Source organism: Pseudomonas sp. GW821-FHT09C10 (assembly GCF_059418085.1).
Map to the genome: position 1 here is coordinate 509,749 of NZ_JBWKPE010000002.1, position 17,438 is coordinate 527,186.

Below are 17,438 nucleotides of genomic sequence, written 5' to 3' on the forward strand. Positions count from 1 at the left end.
CGCGCCGGCGTTCGACCGGCGCTGTGAATTAAGCTAGTTCCGATCCTGGTTTTATGCCACTCGCGCGTCAGGTGTCACCATCGTCATAGGTTTCGCTGTCTTCCCCTTCGTTATAAGGGTTTTCTGCATCCTCCTTGGGCGCAGGCTGGGCCTGGGGTTGCCAACTGCCGGAGTTGATCTCGTTCTGCTTTTTCTTGGTGACCGGCCCCGTGTCCTTCCACTGCGGCGCTCCTGCGCCCGCCAGTGCCGGAAGGGTCGCCAGCCCCAGGACGGCCAGCAACACCAGAGGGATGGCGCGTTGAGCATTTCGCACGGTGATCTCCTTTGCAGTCGGTGGTTAAACGCTAGACCCGATGCCGGATTCTCGCCAATCCCATGCCTGGAGGAGAAAAAAATGTGGGAGGGGGCTTGCTCCCGATAGCGTACTGTCTGCCCCGAATATATTGGCTGACACACTGCTATCGGGGGCAAGCCCCCTCCCACATTTTGTTTTGCGGCGCTCAGACCTTAGTGGTGCTCGCGGGTCGCGCGGAACTTCACATCAGGCCAGCGCTCTTCCATCAGCGCCAGGTTGACCCGGGTCGGGGCCAGGTAGGTCAGGTGACCACCGCCGTCGAGCGCGAGGTTTTCCACGGCCTTGTTGGAGAACTCTTCCAGCTTCTTCTTATCGGCGCATTCGATCCAGCGCGCGGAGTACACGGTGATCGGCTCGTAGGAGCATTCGACCTTGTATTCCTCTTTCAAGCGGCTGGCGACCACATCGAACTGCAGCACACCCACGGCGCCGAGGATGATGTCGTTGCTGCGCTCAGGGAAGAACACCTGGGTAGCGCCCTCTTCCGCCAGTTGCTGCAGGCCTTGGCGCAATTGCTTGGATTTCAGCGGGTCACGCAGGCGCACGCGGCGGAACAGTTCCGGGGCGAAGTGCGGGATACCGGTGAAGCCCAGCGTTTCACCTTCGGTGAAGGTGTCGCCGATCTGGATGGTGCCGTGGTTGTGCAGGCCGATGATGTCGCCGGCGTAGGCCTCTTCGAGCTGTTCACGCTCGGAGGAGAAGAACGTCAGGGCGTCGCCGATGCGCACGTCCTTGCCGGTGCGCACGTGGCGCATCTTCATGCCTTTTTCGTACTTGCCCGAGCAGATGCGCATGAAGGCAATACGGTCGCGGTGCTTGGGGTCCATGTTCGCCTGGATCTTGAACACGAAGCCGGTGAATTTCTCTTCCACCGGTTCCACGGTGCGCTCGTTGGCGACACGGGCCAGCGGCTTCGGTGCCCAGTTCACGACGGCGTCGAGCACGTGGTCGACGCCGAAGTTGCCCAGGGCGGTGCCGAAGAATACCGGGGTGAGTTGGCCGTCGAGGAACTCCTGCTGGTTGAACTCATGGCAGGCGCCCTGCACCAGTTCCAACTGGTCGACAAAGCGGTCGTACTCGTCACCCAGGTGGGCGCGGGCTTCGTCGGAGTCGAGCTTCTCGATGATTTTCACATCGGTGCGCTCATGACCATGGCCGGCGGTATAGACAATGATGTAGTCGTCGGCCAGGTGGTACACGCCCTTGAAGTCGCGGTAGCAACCGATCGGCCAGGTGATCGGCGCAGCCTTGATCTTCAGGACGGCTTCGATTTCATCCAGCAATTCGATCGGGTCGCGGATATCACGGTCGAGTTTGTTGATGAAGCTGACAATCGGCGTATCACGCAGCCGGCATACGTCCATCAGCGCGATGGTACGCGGCTCGACGCCCTTACCGCCGTCGAGGACCATCAGTGCCGAGTCCACCGCGGTCAGGGTGCGGTAGGTGTCTTCGGAGAAGTCTTCGTGGCCCGGGGTGTCGAGCAGGTTGACCATGTGGTCGCGATACGGGAACTGCATGACCGACGTGGTAATGGAAATACCCCGTTGTTTTTCCATTTCCATCCAGTCAGAGGTGGCATGGCGGTCGGATTTGCGCGATTTCACCGTGCCGGCCACTGCGATCGCCTTGCCCATCAGCAGGAGCTTCTCGGTGATGGTGGTTTTACCGGCATCGGGGTGGGAAATAATGGCGAAAGTGCGGCGTTTCGCGACTTCGGCGGCCTGGTGGGTCATGGGAAATCGCCTGGCAGGTGAGTCAAAAAAGGGCGGCGAGTATAGCGCAAACCGCAGGTGCCGGACCACCGTTCACCCCATTGGGGGTGGCTAAATGCTGCCAAGTATGGAACCTTTTAAAAGGTAGAGACGTCCACTCCCCTGCTACCGCACTCGTAACAGGGGCTGAAAAATCAGCAAGTTAGCCTGACGAGGCTGCGCTCATGGCTCGATTTGATACCGCGTTGCCGGTATTGGCGAGCTGCTTTTCGCGACCCTATTCGCCGACAGCCAGGAATGGCATTGCCGCTCGGGAATGTGGTCGCCGACAAAAGAAAAAAGGAGTCCGCCTGTGGCTATTCGCTATGGCAAAGGGCTGATAGGAGGAGTGGTTGTCGTCGCTCTCCTGGCCCTGCTGGTCCACTGGATCGGCATCAACACGATCGAACTGTACCGCGACGATTTGTTGTTTTACCTGCAAGCTCATTTGATCCTGGTTCTAGTCTCCATGCTGGCCGCCCTCGTTGTGGGCATCCCCGCCGGTATCCTGCTCAGCCGACCGAACATGGTCGGGCGCGCAGAACGCTTCATGCAGATCTTCAACATCGGCAACACCGTCCCGCCCCTGGCCGTACTGGCCATCGCCCTCGGCGTCCTCGGCATCGGCAGTGGCCCGGCCATCTTCGCGTTGTTCCTCGCCTCCTTGTTGCCCATCGTGCGCAACACCTACGAAGGCCTCAAAAACGTTCAAGGCTCGCTGAAAGAAGCCGCCACCGGCATCGGCATGACCCCGCGCCAGGTGCTGTTTCGCGTCGAATTGCCGAACGCCGTGCCGATCATCATCGGCGGTGTGCGCGTGGCCCTGGCGATCAACGTCGGTACCGCGCCGCTGGCGTTCCTGATTGGTGCCAATAGCCTGGGCAGCCTGATTTTCCCCGGCATCGCCCTGAACAACCAGCCGCAACTGCTGCTCGGCGCCGCGTGCACCGCGTTGCTGGCGTTGCTGCTCGACGGCCTGGTAACCATGGCCAGCCGCCTCTGGCTGGAACGCGGGTTGCGTCCGTCTTAAGGCTTGGCAAAGGAATACACATGAAAAAAATCACCTTGATACTGAGCTGCGTCCTGCTGTTTGCAGGTTTTGCGCAAGCTGCCGAAAAACCCGTGATCCGCATTGGCGCGCGGGTGTTCACCGAACAGACCCTGCTGGCCGAAATCACCTCTCAGTACCTGCGCACCAAGGGCTACGACACCCGCGTGACCGGCGGCCTGGGCAGCAACCTGGCGCGCAGTGCCCAGGAAAGCGGGCAACTGGACCTGATCTGGGAATACACCGGCGTGTCGCTCGTGGCCTACAACCATGTGGATGAGAAGCTCGACAGCGAACAGTCCTACGCCCGAGTGAAAGAGCTCGACGCGAAAAAAGGCCTGGTCTGGCTGTCGCCGTCACGCTTCAGCAACACCTACGCCCTGGCACTGCCCGAGAAAGTGGCCGAGGAGCATCCAGAGATCAACAGCATCAGCGACCTCACCAACGCCATGGCAGAAGACACCAAGGAACACCGCCTGGTGGCCCTGGACACCGAGTTCGCCAACCGCTCCGACGGCCTGGCCGGCATGGTCAAGCTGTATGACATGAACCTGACGCGCAAAAACACCCGGCAGATGGACGCGGGCCTGGTCTACACCGCTCTGCGTAACGGCCAGGTGTTTGCCGGCCTGGTCTACACCACCGACGGTCGCCTCAACGCGTTCAAATTGAAGCTGCTGGCCGACGACAAGCACTATTTCCCGGACTACACCGCCGCCCCCGTGGTGCGCCAGGTTTACCTCGACGCGCACCCGCAGCTGGCCGCAGACCTTGCGCCTCTGGCCGCGCTGTTCGACGACAAGACCATGCGCGAGTTGAACGCGCGGGTCGACGTCGACCATGAAAGCCCATCCGCTGTTGCCGCCGATTTCCTGCGCCAACATCCGATCAACTAAGAAGGAGAAGACATGGAATTCCTGAACGCCTTTTCCCATCTTGATTGGGCCCAGGTCCTGCACCTGACCTGGCAGCACATCACCCTGGTCGGTATCGCGGTGATCCTGGCGATTGTCGTCGGCGTGCCCCTCGGCGTGCTGATGACCCGCTTCCCGACCCTCGCCGGCCCGTTGCAAGCCAGCGCCACGGTGCTGCTGACCGTGCCGTCCATCGCCCTGTTCGGCCTGCTGCTGCCGTTCTACTCCAAATTCGGCCAGGGCCTGGGGCCGATGCCGGCGATCACCGCCGTGTTCCTCTACTCCCTGCTGCCGATCATGCGTAACACCTACCTGGCCCTCACCGGCGTCGAACCGGGCATCCGCGAAGCCGCCAAAGGCATCGGCATGACCTTCGGCCAGCGCCTGCGCATGGTCGAACTGCCCATCGCCGTGCCGGTGATCCTCGCCGGCGTGCGTACCGCCGTGGTGATGAACATTGGCGTCATGACCATCGCCGCCACCATCGGCGCCGGTGGCCTGGGTGTACTTATTCTGGCTTCCATCAGCCGCAGCGACATGTCGATGCTGATCGTCGGCGCCGTGCTGGTCAGTCTCCTGGCCATCTTCGCCGACCTGCTTCTGCAATGGCTGCAACGCTCGCTGACTCCAAAAGGACTGCTCAAATGATCGAACTTCAACACCTGACCAAGACTTTTCAAAGCAACGGCAAAACTGTTTCGGCCGTGAACGACGTAAGCCTGACCGTCAACGAAGGCGAGATTTGCGTGTTCCTCGGCCCTTCGGGCTGCGGCAAGAGCACCACGCTGAAAATGATCAACCGCCTGATCAAGCCGACCTCGGGCAAGATCCTGATCAACGGCGAAGACACCACCGATCTCGATGAAGTGACCCTGCGTCGCAACATCGGCTACGTGATCCAGCAGATCGGCCTGTTCCCGAACATGACCATCGAGGAAAACATCGTGGTCGTGCCCAAGCTGCTGGGCTGGGACAAGCAGAAATGCCACGACCGCGCCCGCGAGTTGATGAGCATGATCAAGCTGGAACCCAAGCAGTACCTGCATCGCTACCCGCGTGAACTGTCGGGCGGCCAGCAACAGCGCATCGGTGTGATTCGTGCACTGGCGGCGGACGCGCCGCTGCTGCTGATGGATGAGCCGTTCGGCGCGGTCGACCCGATCAACCGCGAGATGATCCAGAACGAGTTCTTCGAGATGCAACGGGCGCTGAACAAGACCGTGATCATGGTCAGCCACGACATCGACGAAGCCATCAAGCTGGGTGACAAGATCGCCATCTTCCGCGCCGGCAAGCTGCTGCAGATCGATCATCCGGACACCCTGCTGGCCCATCCGGCCGACGAGTTCGTCAGCAACTTCGTGGGCCAGGACAGCACCCTCAAGCGCCTGTTGCTGGTGAAGGCTGAAGATGCGGCGGACAACGCCCCGTCGGTGAGCCCGGAAACCCCGGTGGCCGATGCCCTGGAGCTGATGGACGAAACTGACCGCCGCTATGTGGTAGTCACGTGCGCCGAGAACAAGGCGCTCGGCTATGTACGCCGTCGCGACCTGCACCGTCAGACCGGTACCTGCGGCCAGTACCTGCGCGAGTTCAACGCCACGGCGGCGTATGACGAGCATTTGCGCATCCTGTTGTCGCGCATGTACGAGTTCAACCGCTCGTGGTTGCCGGTGATGGATGCGGAGCGGGTGTTCCTGGGTGAAGTGACCCAGGAGTCGATTGCCGAGTACCTGAGTTCCGGTAAGTCCCGTGGGGGCAAGACCAGCATTGTCTCCCCCGCCGAGACCGCTCTGGCCTGATCTTATGTGGGAAGGGGCTTGCTCCCTCCCACATTTCCCCTTCGGTGAGTCAGGGAAATCGCCTCGATTACCACTCAGCGGGGAACATCATTCCGTCACACGTGTCGGTTACATAAGTAGCTGCGCGCGGTCCCGCGACGAACGCGTGCAAAAACGCGACATTTTTAGTTGATCTATGGCCCCTCACGTCCTAAAGTTCGCGCCGAACGTCCATGCTGGAAACGATCCATCCGGCTCAAGTACTGACGACGAGACAGCAAGGCCAAGGGAAGCGACTATTCCCATGGCCTTTTTGCTTTCGGCGACATGCCTTGGGAAGTAGGCGAACCAAAGTGGGGATACGGAGGACGTTCATTTGCACCCATTGATCAATTTAGTTTGCCCTTAGGAGTTCCCAGCATGTCGATCAACGTCGAAGATTATTTCGCGCGCGCCACTTTTGACAAAATGAAGGCGTTCGCCGACAAACAGGAAACCCCGTTCGTGGTGATCGACACCGCGATGATCAGCCAGGCCTACGATGACCTGCGCGCCGGTTTCGAATTCGCCAAGGTGTATTACGCGGTCAAGGCCAACCCGGCCGTCGAGATCATCGACCTGCTGAAAGACAAGGGCTCGAGCTTCGACATCGCCTCGATCTACGAGCTGGACAAGGTCATGGACCGCGGCGTCAGCGCCGACCGTATCAGCTACGGCAACACCATCAAGAAATCCAAGGACATCCGCTACTTCTACGAGAAGGGCGTGCGCCTGTTCTCCACCGACTCCGAAGCCGACCTGCGCAACATCGCCAAGGCCGCGCCGGGTTCGAAAGTGTATGTACGTATCCTCACCGAAGGCTCGACTACGGCCGACTGGCCTCTGTCGCGCAAATTCGGCTGCCAGACCGACATGGCCATGGACCTGCTGATCCTCGCTCGTGACCTGGGCCTGGTGCCCTACGGCATTTCGTTCCACGTTGGCTCGCAGCAACGCGACATCAGCGTGTGGGACGCGGCAATCGCCAAGGTCAAGGTGATCTTCGAACGCCTGAAGGAAGAAGACGGCATCCACCTCAAGCTGATCAACATGGGCGGCGGCTTCCCGGCCAACTACATCACCCGCACCAATAGCCTGGAAACCTACGCCGAAGAAATCATCCGCTTCCTCAAGGAAGACTTCGGCGATGACCTGCCGGAAATCATCCTCGAGCCAGGCCGTTCGCTGATCGCCAACGCCGGCATCCTGGTCAGTGAAGTGGTATTGGTTGCCCGTAAATCCCGTACCGCCGTCGAGCGTTGGGTGTACACGGATGTGGGCAAGTTCTCCGGCCTGATCGAAACCATGGACGAAGCCATCAAGTTCCCGATCTGGACCGAGAAGAAAGGCGAGATGGAAGAAGTGGTCATCGCCGGCCCGACCTGCGACAGCGCCGACATCATGTACGAAAACTACAAGTACGGCCTGCCGCTGAACCTGGCGATCGGTGATCGCTTGTACTGGCTGTCGACCGGTGCCTACACCACCAGCTACAGCGCGGTTGAGTTCAATGGCTTTCCGCCGTTGAAGTCGTTCTACGTGTAAGACGGCCGCGCACAAAAAACCCATGACATGTCATGGGTTTTTTTGCCTCAGGCAAGGCTCACGGCCCGTTGGCGGAAGGCCTCGGCCAGCGCTCGAACCTGCGGATCACTCGCCGCCGCCAAGGCCGTGTGGGCTGTTCGCAGGAACTTCAGATTTCCGCCCGCCAGCGCCTTGCGCAACCACTCCAGCGCCGCCTCGACCTGGCCCCTGTCGGCCAAAACCGCCGCGTAACTGAACTGCCCGCGAAAATCCCCAGCCTCGGCTGAACGTCGATACCACTCCACAGCCGCCTCCAGGTCCCTCGGGCAAACCTGAGCGTCTTCCAGGTAGCGCCCCAGCAGGTTCATCGACTTGGCATGCCCCTGCTCTGCGGCTTGCCGATACAAGGCCAGCGCGTGCTGCGGGTTCTCGGCAACACCCCGGCCCGTCGCCAGCAGATTGGCATAGTTGTACTGGCCCCAATCCAATCCCGCGTCTGCCGCCAAGCGGTATTCCCGCGCAGCCGCCGCTTCGTCGATGGCACACCCCCAACCATGCTCCAGGCAACGCCCGGCCATATTGCGCGCCATTAAATGCCCGCCCTGCGCCGCAATCTGGAACCACCGCAGCGCCAGCGCTTCGTCGCGCGCAATACCGCGGCCTTCCAGCAGGATTTGCCCGAGCAAGGCCTGGGCATCCACCACGCCCTCCTTGGCCGCGATCAGAATCGCCTGGGCCGCACGCACCGGCGAGTCGTCGAGCATGCCCTGCAATTGCTCAACGTTGAGCACCTCTTCGCGGCGCAATAAAAAGCCCATGTCAGACCTCGACCCAGCGACGCAACAGGTTGTGATAGGTGCCGGTGAGCTGGATCAACCCAGGGTGGTCGGGCACATCACGGCTCAATTGCTGGATGGCGCCGTCCATCTCGAACAGCAGGGTGCGCTGGCTGTCTTCACGCACCAGGCTTTGGGTCCAGAAAAACGCGGCATAGCGCGCACCTCGGGTCACGGCGTTGACTTTGTGCAGGCTGGAGCCTGGGTACAGCACCATATCGCCGGCCGGCAACTTCACGCGCTGCAGGCCGAAAGTGTCCTGGATCTCCAGTTCGCCACCGTCATAGTCATCCGGATCGCTGAAGAACAGCGTGGACGACAGGTCCGTGCGCACCCGTTCATGGCTGCCCCTGGCCTGGCGCACGGCATTGTCGATATGGAAGTCGAAACTGCCACCGGCCGTGTAGCAATTGAGCAACGGCGGGAAGACCTTGTGCGGTAACGCCGCTGACATAAACAGAGGATTTTTCCACAACCGTTCGAGCATTGCCGCGCCGATCTCCTTGGCCAGCGGGTGGCCTTCGGGCAATTGCAGGTTGTGCTTGGCTTTGGCGGACTGGTGCCCGGCAGTGATTTTGCCATCGGCCCAATCGGCGGTTTCCAGGGCGTGGCGGATGCGCTGCACTTCCTCGCGAGAGAACAGGCCGGGAATGTGCAGCAACATGGGGCAATACCTGTAGGCAAAGAGGCGCCAATGGTATTGATTCTTATCCGCCCTGTAAAACGCCGGAGACGAACGAGAACGTAAAAACCGTAAGGCAAAAGTGTAAAGAATGTAAATTCAGTGCGAATAGTAATGTATCGCAATTGATAGAAAGTCTTGTTCGCCCTATATTCCGCGGCCTCACCTCCTTGGGGAAAGGACACGTCATGTCGCGCACCACCACAAAAACACCTGTTGGCTCACCCCGTATGCTGGCTTCGGCCATCGGCGTTGCGCTCAGCGCCAGCTCTGTCGCCCATCTGGCGCAGGCGGCCGAAGACACTGAACAAAAAGGCCAGCGCAACAGCATCGCCCTCGGCGCCACCAGCATCACCGGCGAAGAACAGGACAACACCGCGTACCAGGTCGAAAAAGCCTCGTCGCAAAAGTACACCGCGCCGCTGGTGGACACGCCGCGCTCGGTGACCGTGGTGCCACAACAAGTCCTCAAGGACACCGCCGCCACCTCGTTGCAGGATGCCTTGCGCACCGTACCGGGGATTACCTTCGGCGCCGGCGAGGGCGGCAACCCGCAGGGCGACCGTCCATTCATCCGTGGTTTCGACGCCCAGGGCGACACCTACCTGGACGGTGTGCGCGACACCGGCGGCCAGAGCCGTGAGATTTTCGACATCGAGTCCATCGAAGTCAGCAAAGGCCCGAACTCCTCCTTCGGCGGTCGTGGCTCGGCCGGTGGCAGCCTCAACCTGGTGAGCAAGACCCCGCAAGCCCGGGACTTCACCAACGGCGGCTTCACTTACGGTTCCGACCAGACCCGCCGCTATGTACTCGACGTGAACCGTCAGTTCCTCGACGACAGCGCCGCGTTCCGCCTGAACCTGATGAGCCACGAACAGAACGTGGCTGGCCGTGACGCAGTCAATTACGACCGCTGGGGCGTGGCCCCATCGCTGACCTTCGGCCTGGGCACGCCGACCCGCGTCAACCTCAGCTACTACCATATGGAAAGCAATGACCTGCCGGATTCGGGCATTCCGTATGGCTACAGCTCTTCGACCGCCACCACCCACGTGCACGACAAACCCACCGACGGCGGCGACAGCAATAACTTCTACGGTCTCAAGGACCGCGACTTCCGCAAGACCCGCGCGGACATCAGCACGTTCTCCATCGAGCACGACCTGAACGACGACATGACGCTGAAAAACACCCTGCGCCATGGCAGCACCGGCCAGGACTACGTGCTCACGCAGCCGGACGATAGCCAACGCAACGTCAACCGTTTCGGCACGGTGTGGCGTCGCGCGAACACTCGCGTCTCCACCACCACGACCACCACCAACCAGACAGATCTGTTCGGCAATTTCCAGGCGCTTGGCTTCAAGCACAGCTACTCCACCGGCCTGGAATTCACCGGCGAAGAAACCCGCGTCAGCGGTTACACCGTCACACCGAACAGCAACCCGACGTGCACCGTGGCCGGCGGCGGCCGGGGTGGACAGTGCACCTCGCTGAGCAACCCGAATCCGGACGACGCCTGGACCGGCAGCATCGCGCGCAATTACAACGGCACCAACACCAAGGCCACCAGCCGTGCCGCCTATGTGTTCGACACCATCGAACTCGATCCGAAATGGCTGCTGAACGTCGGCCTGCGCTACGACACCTTCGACACCGAAGCCAACACCAACGCCGTACCGACCTCGACGGTCAGGGCACGCAGCAAGGTCAAGGACGACAGCCAGTTCTTCAACTGGCAGGCCGGCCTGGTCTGGAAGCCTTTGGAGAACGGCAGCATCTACACCTCCTACGCGACCTCGGCCTCACCGGCAGGTGGACTGGTGGGCGAAGGGGTCGACAACAATGCGATTCCTACCGGCATCAACACCAGCGACCTCAAGCCCGAAGAAACCGTCAACTACGAGCTGGGCACCAAGTGGGACCTGTTCCACAACCGCCTGTCCCTGTCTGCCGCAGTGTTCCGTACCGAGAAGAAAAACACCCGCATTCTGGTGGACTCCAACACCTACGAAACGGCAGGCGAGTCGCGGGTCGATGGCCTGGAACTGTCCGCCAGCGGCAAGATCACCGAACAATGGCAAGTATTCGCCGGCTACAGCTACCTGAAAGCCGAACTGGTTGACCCAGGCAAAAACGGCAACCGCCAGGGCGTCGTCCAGGCCGGTTCCAACAAAGGCAACCAAATGCCCAACACGCCGGAGAACTCGTTCAGCCTGTGGACCACCTATAACCTGACCCCGAAGCTGACCATCGGCGGTGGCGCGTTCTACGTCGATCAGGTTTACGGCGATGCGGCCAACACCGTGTATGTGCCTTCCTACACCCGCTACGACGCCATGGCCAGCTATAAGCTGAGCAAAAACGTCGACCTGCAATTGAACGTGCAGAACCTGACAGACAAGACCTATTACGACAAAGCCTACGCCTCGCACTTCGCCAACCAGGCGGCGGGCCGCACGGCGCTGCTGTCCACGAGTTTCCACTTCTAAACGGTCAGCAGCCCACAAAGCCCCACGCATCGGATGCGTGGGGCTTTTGCGTGTAAAACAGAATGTTTCTCGACAACCCACGGCATAATGCGCGCCGTGCCCTACATATTCAGATAGACGAGGCGGTCCGACGTGTTGAAGAAAACCCTGTTTCAGTTGCACTGGTTCTTCGGCATCACTGCCGGGCTGGTGCTGGCCTTGATGGGGATCACCGGGGCTGCGGTCTCGTTTCAGGATGAGATCCTGCGGGCGCTCAACCCAAGCGTGTTGAGCGTGGAGAAACGCGAAGCCGGCGTGCTGCCGCCCGCCGAGCTGGTGCGCAAGCTGGAAGCCACCGAAGGCAAGGCCGTGTCCATGCTGTGGGTGGAAAGCGAAAGCGGCAACGCCGCCCGCGTGTTCTTCACCCCGCCGCCGGGTGAGCGCCGTGGCCAGATGCGCTATTTCGACCCCTACACCGGCGACTACATGGGCGACGCGGTCGGCCAGGATGTACTCGGTTTTATCCTGCAACTGCACCGCTTCCTGGCCATGGGCGAAACCGGCCGGCAGATCACCGGCGCCTGCACGCTGAGCCTGGTGTTCTTCTGCCTGTCCGGCCTGTACCTGCGCTGGCCGCGCCAGGTCGCCAACTGGCGTGCCTGGCTGACGCTGGACTGGCGCAAAAAGGGCCGCAGCTTCAACTGGGATTTGCATTCGGTGTTCGGCACCTGGTGCCTGCTGGCCTACCTGCTGGCGGCACTGACCGGCCTGTCCTGGTCCTACGACTGGTACAGCCAGGGCCTGACCAAACTGCTGTCCGACGCGCCGCAAAATGAACGGATGCGCAAGCGCGGCCCACCGCCCGAAGGCCCGACACCGGTGGCCAACTACGACGCGATCTGGAGCAGCATCTACAGCAACGCCGGCCCAGGCTTGAGTGCCTATAACATCCGCATGCCAGCCGTCGCCGGGCAACCCGCCATCGTCTATTACCTGCTCAAAGACTCCCCCCACGACCGCGCACTGAACCAGATCAACCTGGACCCGGCCACCGGCGAGGTCAAATCCCATGACACGTACGCCGGCAAAACCTTCAAGTCGCAGTTACTCACCAGCATCTACGCGCTGCACACCGGCAGTTATTTCGGCCTGGCGGGGCGCATTATCCTCACCGTCAGCTCGCTGCTCATGCCGTTGTTCTTCATCACCGGTTGGCTGCTGTACCTGGACCGTCGGCGCAAAAAGCGCCAGGTGCGCGACGCACGCAAAGGCCTCAGTGCCAGCCACAGTGATGCCCCGGCCTGGCTGATCGGCTTTGCCAGCCAGAGCGGGTTTGCCGAGCAACTGGCCTGGCAGACCGCCGGACAACTGCAGGCGGCCGGCCTGCCGGTGAAGGTGCAGCCTCTGGGCAGTGTCAGCCAGGACGACTTGCGCCAATCGGAAAATGCGCTGTTCGTAGTCAGCACCTTCGGCGACGGCGAGGCGCCCGACAGCGCCCGCGGTTTCGAGCGCAGCGTGCTCGGCCAGGATCTGTCACTCAAAGGCCTGAACTACTCGGTACTGGCCCTGGGTGATCGCCAGTACCAACACTTCTGCGGCTTTGCCCGGCGCCTGCATTTCTGGCTGACCCACCAGGGCGGTAACCCACTGTTCGCCCCGGTGGAAGTGGACAGCGGCGACAGTGCCGCCCTGCTGCACTGGCAACAACAGCTGGGACAACTGACGGGCCAGGCACCCGCCGCCGCCTGGCCGACCGCCCAGTATGAAAACTGGACGCTGAGCCAGCGCACCCTGCTCAACCCCGGCAGCGCCAGCTCGGACGTCTTCCTGCTGGGCCTCACATCGCCATCGAAACAAAACTGGCTGGCCGGCGACCTGGTGGAAATCCTGCCGCGCAATTGCCCGTGGGCCATCGAGCACTTCCTCGAAGGCCTGGGGCTGATCGGTACTGACGGCGTGCTGATCGACGGCCTGCCACACACCCTCAACCAGGCCCTTGCGACCCGCCAACTGCCGGACAACCGGGCGCACCTGGTGGGCCTGCACGCTCAAGCGCTGGTGAACGCGCTCGCGCCCCTGGGCATGCGCGAATACTCCATCGCCTCGATCGCCAGCGACAGCGTGCTGGAATTGATCGTGCGCCAGGAACGCCACCCCGATGGCAGCCTGGGTGTGGGCTCGGGCTGGCTCACCGAACATGCGGCCATTGGCTCGGCGATCAGCCTGCGCCTGCGCCGCAACAGTGGCTTCCACCTGCCGGAGGCGCCGGTGCCATTGATCCTGCTGGGTAACGGCACCGGCCTGGCCGGTTTGCGCAGCTTGCTCAAGGCGCGCATTGCCGATGGCCAGCAGCGCAACTGGCTGCTGTTCGGCGAACGTACCCTCGCCCACGACTACCTGTGCCGGGACGAGCTGCAAGGCTGGCTGGCCAGTGGTGACCTGGCCCTGCTGGACCTGGCGTTTTCCCGGGATCAGGAGGAGAAAATCTACGTGCAGGACCGCCTGCGTGAATCCGCCGATGTCCTGCGTAAATGGCTCGCGGACGGCGCGGCGATTTATGTGTGCGGCAGCTTGCAGGGGATGGCGACGGGCGTGGACCAGGCGCTGGTCGACATCCTCGGGAGTGAGGTGGTGGAGCGCTTGATCGAACAGGGGCGCTACCGCCGGGATGTCTACTGATGTGATCCAATGTGGGAGGGGGCTTGCCCCCTCCCACATTTAGATTGCATTTCAGGTCAGGCCGGTTGCAGCTTCTGTTCGAATACCGAGACCCCATCCAGGTCGCGCAAAATCACGGTCAACTCCGCTGTCTGCCCGTCAATCTGCACTTCGCCAAAAAACTGAAACCCGGCAAACGGCGAGGTGTTCTGCGCGGGCGGGGCCTTCTCGAACACCACCTCAGGGCCAAAGGTTTTATCCAAGGGATTCGGACCGAAGCTGCCCGCATTCAGAGGCCCGGCGACAAACTCCCAGAACGGCTCGAAATCCTGGAACGCCGCCCGATCCGGGTGGTAGTGATGGGCCGCGCAGTAATGCACATCCGCCGTCAGCCACACATGGTTGCGCACTTTCTGCGCGCGCAGAAAGCCGAGTAATTCGGCGATTTCCAGCTCGCGGCCCTGCGCCGGGCCTGGGTCATTGTTGGCAATGGCTTCCCAGCGCGGTACGCCGGGGCTGACTTCGCCGTCGGGCACGCCGAGGCCGATGGGCATGTCGGCGGCGATCACCTTCCACTGGGCCTGGGAGGCCTTGAGTTCGCGCTTGAGCCAGTCCAACTGCTCGCGGCCGAGGAAGGGTTTTTCACCGCCCAGGTTGTCATCGTTGGGGCCTCGATAGCTGCGCATGTCGAGCACGAATACATCCAGCAACGGGCCATAACTGAGCTTGCGATAAATCCGCCCGCCGCCGTCTGCGCTTTGCCGGCGCATGGGCGAATACTCCAGCCAGGCCTGGCGTGCGCGGCTCACCAAGGTGTTGATGTCCTTGGTCTGGTAGCGCTCGTCGAGTTGCTTGCCGGGCGACCAGTTATTCACCACTTCATGGTCATCCCACTGCCAGATCTGCGGCACTTCGGCATTGAAGCGACGCACGTTTTCATCCAGCAGGTTGTAGCGGTAGTTGCCGCGATATTCGTCGAGGGTTTCGGCGACTTTGCTCTTGGCTTCGGTGGTGATATTGCGCCAGATGCGCCCGCCCTCGGTAGGCAATTGCGCGGGCACCGGGCCGTCGGCGTAGATGGTGTCGCCGCTGTGGATAAAGAAGTCCGGCAGGCGCAAGCGCATGGCTTCGTAGATGCGCATACCGCCGATGTCAGGGTTGATGCCAAAGCCTTGGCCGACAGTGTCGCCGCTCCACACAAAACGGATGTCGCGGCGTTGTTGCGGCACGCTGCGCAGGTGGCCGAACCACGGCTCGCTGGCGACGCCGGTCTGGGCGTCTTCAAAGTGCACGCGGTAGAAAATCGCCTGGTCGGCGGGCAGTCCGGTGAGTTCGACACGGGCGGTAAAGTCGGTGCGGTTGTCGGCCAGAGGCGAGACGAATTTGCGCGGGTTGCTGAATACGCTGCGGGTGTCCCACTCCACCACCATGCGCGCCGGGCGGTCGCTGCGGCTCCAGATCATCGCGCGATCACCGAGCAGGTCGCCGGACTGCACGCCGTCGGTGAGTTGCGGCCGGTCCTTGACCGACGCGATCACCGCCGGGGCCAGGCCCGGCAGCAACAGGCCGGCGCCGACGGCTTGCATCACACGGCGACGGCCGAGATCGAAGTGGCTCATGCAGGTGCCCTCTTGAGTATCAAAAGGGCCACTAAAGCATGCGCTTATGACACCGGTGCGACAGCCAGCTCCACCGCTTCCGGACGCTTGATCAGCGCATACACCAAACCGGTCAGCAGGCTGCCGGCAACGATTGCCAGCAGGTACAGCAGCGCGTGGTTCATCGCATTCGGAATGATCAACACAAACAGGCCGCCATGGGGGGCGGCCAGTTTGCAGCCGAAGTACATCGACAGAGCACCGGTCAACGCGCCACCGGCGATGCTGGCCGGGATCACGCGCAACGGGTCCTTGGCCGCAAACGGGATCGCGCCTTCGGAGATAAAGCACATGCCCAGGATCATCGCGGCCTTGCCGGCCTCGCGTTCGGTCTGGGCGAACTTGCGTCGCGCCAGGAACGTGGCGATGCCCATGCCGATTGGCGGCACCATGCCGGCGGCCATGGTCGCGGCCATCGGTGCGCCGCTCTGTGCCGCCAGCAAGCCGACGGAAAACGCATACGCCGCCTTGTTGATCGGCCCGCCCAGATCGACACACATCATGCCGCCCAACAGGATGCCCAGCAGCACCGCATTGGTGGTGCCCATGGTCGCGAGAAAATCGGTCAGGCCCGTGAGCATGCGCGCCACCGGTGGCCCCACCAGGTAGATCATCGCCAGGCCCGTGAACAGGCTCGCCAGCAACGGGATGATCAGGATCGGCTTGAGTGCTTCCAGGCTCTGCGGCAACTTCACCGCACGGGTGATCAGCTTGACGCAATAACCGGCGAGAAACCCGGCGAAAATCCCGCCGATAAAACCGGCTCCCAAAGTGCCCGCCAACAGGCCACCAATCATGCCGGGGGCAATGCCTGGGCGGTCGGCAATCGAGTAAGCGATATAACCCGCCAGCAGCGGCACCATCAGCATAAAGGCGCGGTCGCCGACGGTTTTCAGCGCGGCCGCCAACGTGCCTTCCTGCTCAAACGCATGGATGCCGAACACGAATGACAAGGCGATCAGCAAACCGCCTGCCACCACCATCGGCAACATGAACGACACACCGGTAAGCAGGTGTTTGTAGACGCCGGTTTTTTCTTTCTTGGCCACAGTACCGCTGGCGGCACTTTCCACCGCGCCTTCGGCCAGGGCTTTGTTGAGGGTCGCCTCGGATTGCTTGAGCGCAATACCGGTGCCGCAACGGTAGATCTTCTTGCCGGCGAAACGCTCGGTGGCCACTTCGATGTCGGCCGCCAGCAGCACCACGTCGGCGTTGGCGATGGCCTCGGGGCTCAACGGCGTACGCGCACCGACCGAGCCCTGGGTCTCGACCTGCAGGTCATAGCCCAGGCGCTTGGCGGTCTGCTGCAAGGCTTCGGCGGCCATGAAGGTATGGGCCACGCCGGTGGGACAGGCCGTGACGGCCACGATACGCGGCGCATTTTGAGCCGCCTGTGCGGTCGCAATGTAGACCTCGGCCTCCTGCGCGCCCCGGCGCAACACCGCCTCGACATCCGCCAGCGCCTGGGCCGGTGTGCTCTGGAACACCCGCTTGCCGACAAACCGCTGCATATCCACCGCCGTGCTGCTGACCAGCAACACCCATTCGGCGTCGTCGATGGTGGCCTGGGACAACTGGCGCTCCGGGCGCTGTACATCCACCACCTCGACGCTGGTGCTCCAGCCCTGGCGTTGCGCGGCAGCGTCCAACAAGCGGGCGCACAGCACACTGGTGACCATGCCGTTGGGGCAGGCGGTAACAATGGCTAACTTCATGAC

13 protein-coding genes are annotated in these 17,438 nt (G+C 62.0%); 7 read left to right on the forward strand and 6 right to left on the reverse strand.

From position 1 onward, the window contains the following. Positions 1-67 precede the first annotated feature (67 nt). Positions 68-313 (reverse strand): hypothetical protein, encoded by a 246-nt coding sequence (locus AC07OT_RS06105; protein ID WP_495107688.1) that lies wholly within the window; start codon positions 311-313, stop codon positions 68-70. Between the two features lie 194 nt (positions 314-507). Further along, positions 508-2,091 (reverse strand): peptide chain release factor 3, encoded by a 1,584-nt coding sequence (locus AC07OT_RS06110; RefSeq protein WP_027604861.1) that lies wholly within the window; start codon positions 2,089-2,091, stop codon positions 508-510. A 295-nt stretch (positions 2,092-2,386) separates the two neighbouring features. Between AC07OT_RS06110 and AC07OT_RS06115 the strand changes: the two genes are divergently transcribed. From AC07OT_RS06115 to AC07OT_RS06135, 5 genes are all read left to right on the forward strand, one after another. Continuing rightward, entirely contained in the window at positions 2,387-3,139 is a 753-nt protein-coding gene (locus tag AC07OT_RS06115) for an ABC transporter permease (RefSeq protein ID WP_262382155.1), read from the forward strand. A gap of 20 nt (positions 3,140-3,159) precedes the next feature. Next, positions 3,160-4,053, forward strand: a complete 894-nt coding sequence (locus AC07OT_RS06120) for a glycine betaine ABC transporter substrate-binding protein (RefSeq protein ID WP_253493285.1) — start codon at positions 3,160-3,162, stop codon at positions 4,051-4,053. A gap of 12 nt (positions 4,054-4,065) precedes the next feature. Next, positions 4,066-4,719 (forward strand): ABC transporter permease, encoded by a 654-nt coding sequence (locus tag AC07OT_RS06125; protein WP_027604864.1) that lies wholly within the window; start codon positions 4,066-4,068, stop codon positions 4,717-4,719. Then, positions 4,716-5,873 carry an osmoprotectant ABC transporter ATP-binding protein OsmV gene (locus tag AC07OT_RS06130; RefSeq protein WP_495107689.1) on the forward strand — a complete coding sequence of 386 codons (1,158 nt, stop codon included), beginning with the start codon at positions 4,716-4,718 and terminating at the stop codon, positions 5,871-5,873. Before AC07OT_RS06125 ends, AC07OT_RS06130 begins: the two co-directional genes overlap by 4 nt. A 399-nt stretch (positions 5,874-6,272) precedes the next feature. After that, positions 6,273-7,436 carry a type III PLP-dependent enzyme gene (locus tag AC07OT_RS06135; RefSeq protein WP_014716890.1) on the forward strand — a complete coding sequence of 388 codons (1,164 nt, stop codon included), beginning with the start codon at positions 6,273-6,275 and terminating at the stop codon, positions 7,434-7,436. A gap of 47 nt (positions 7,437-7,483) precedes the next feature. On the opposite strand, the gene AC07OT_RS06140 is transcribed toward AC07OT_RS06135, so the two are convergent. Together AC07OT_RS06140 and AC07OT_RS06145 are read right to left on the reverse strand one after the other, a co-directional pair. Beyond that, entirely contained in the window at positions 7,484-8,233 is a 750-nt protein-coding gene (locus tag AC07OT_RS06140) for a tetratricopeptide repeat protein (protein WP_495107690.1), read from the reverse strand. A gap of 1 nt (position 8,234) precedes the next feature. Further along, positions 8,235-8,915, reverse strand: coding sequence for a Fe2+-dependent dioxygenase (locus AC07OT_RS06145; RefSeq protein ID WP_065947104.1), 681 nt, complete (start codon positions 8,913-8,915; stop codon positions 8,235-8,237). A gap of 206 nt (positions 8,916-9,121) precedes the next feature. Between AC07OT_RS06145 and AC07OT_RS06150 the strand changes: the two genes are divergently transcribed. Together AC07OT_RS06150 and AC07OT_RS06155 are read left to right on the forward strand one after the other, a co-directional pair. Further along, positions 9,122-11,425 carry a TonB-dependent receptor gene (locus AC07OT_RS06150; RefSeq protein WP_495107691.1) on the forward strand — a complete coding sequence of 768 codons (2,304 nt, stop codon included), beginning with the start codon at positions 9,122-9,124 and terminating at the stop codon, positions 11,423-11,425. A 132-nt stretch (positions 11,426-11,557) separates the two neighbouring features. Further along, positions 11,558-14,083, forward strand: coding sequence for a PepSY domain-containing protein (locus AC07OT_RS06155; protein WP_495107692.1), 2,526 nt, complete (start codon positions 11,558-11,560; stop codon positions 14,081-14,083). 56 nt (positions 14,084-14,139) lie between these two features. Here the strand turns inward: AC07OT_RS06155 and AC07OT_RS06160 are convergent, their stop codons facing one another. Then, positions 14,140-15,681: an alkaline phosphatase D family protein gene (locus AC07OT_RS06160; RefSeq protein ID WP_495107693.1), complete on the reverse strand. Its 1,542-nt coding sequence runs from the start codon at positions 15,679-15,681 to the stop codon at positions 14,140-14,142. Between the two features lie 44 nt (positions 15,682-15,725). Beyond that, positions 15,726-17,435 carry a PTS fructose-like transporter subunit IIB gene (locus tag AC07OT_RS06165; RefSeq protein ID WP_495107694.1) on the reverse strand — a complete coding sequence of 570 codons (1,710 nt, stop codon included), beginning with the start codon at positions 17,433-17,435 and terminating at the stop codon, positions 15,726-15,728. Positions 17,436-17,438 lie beyond the last annotated feature (3 nt).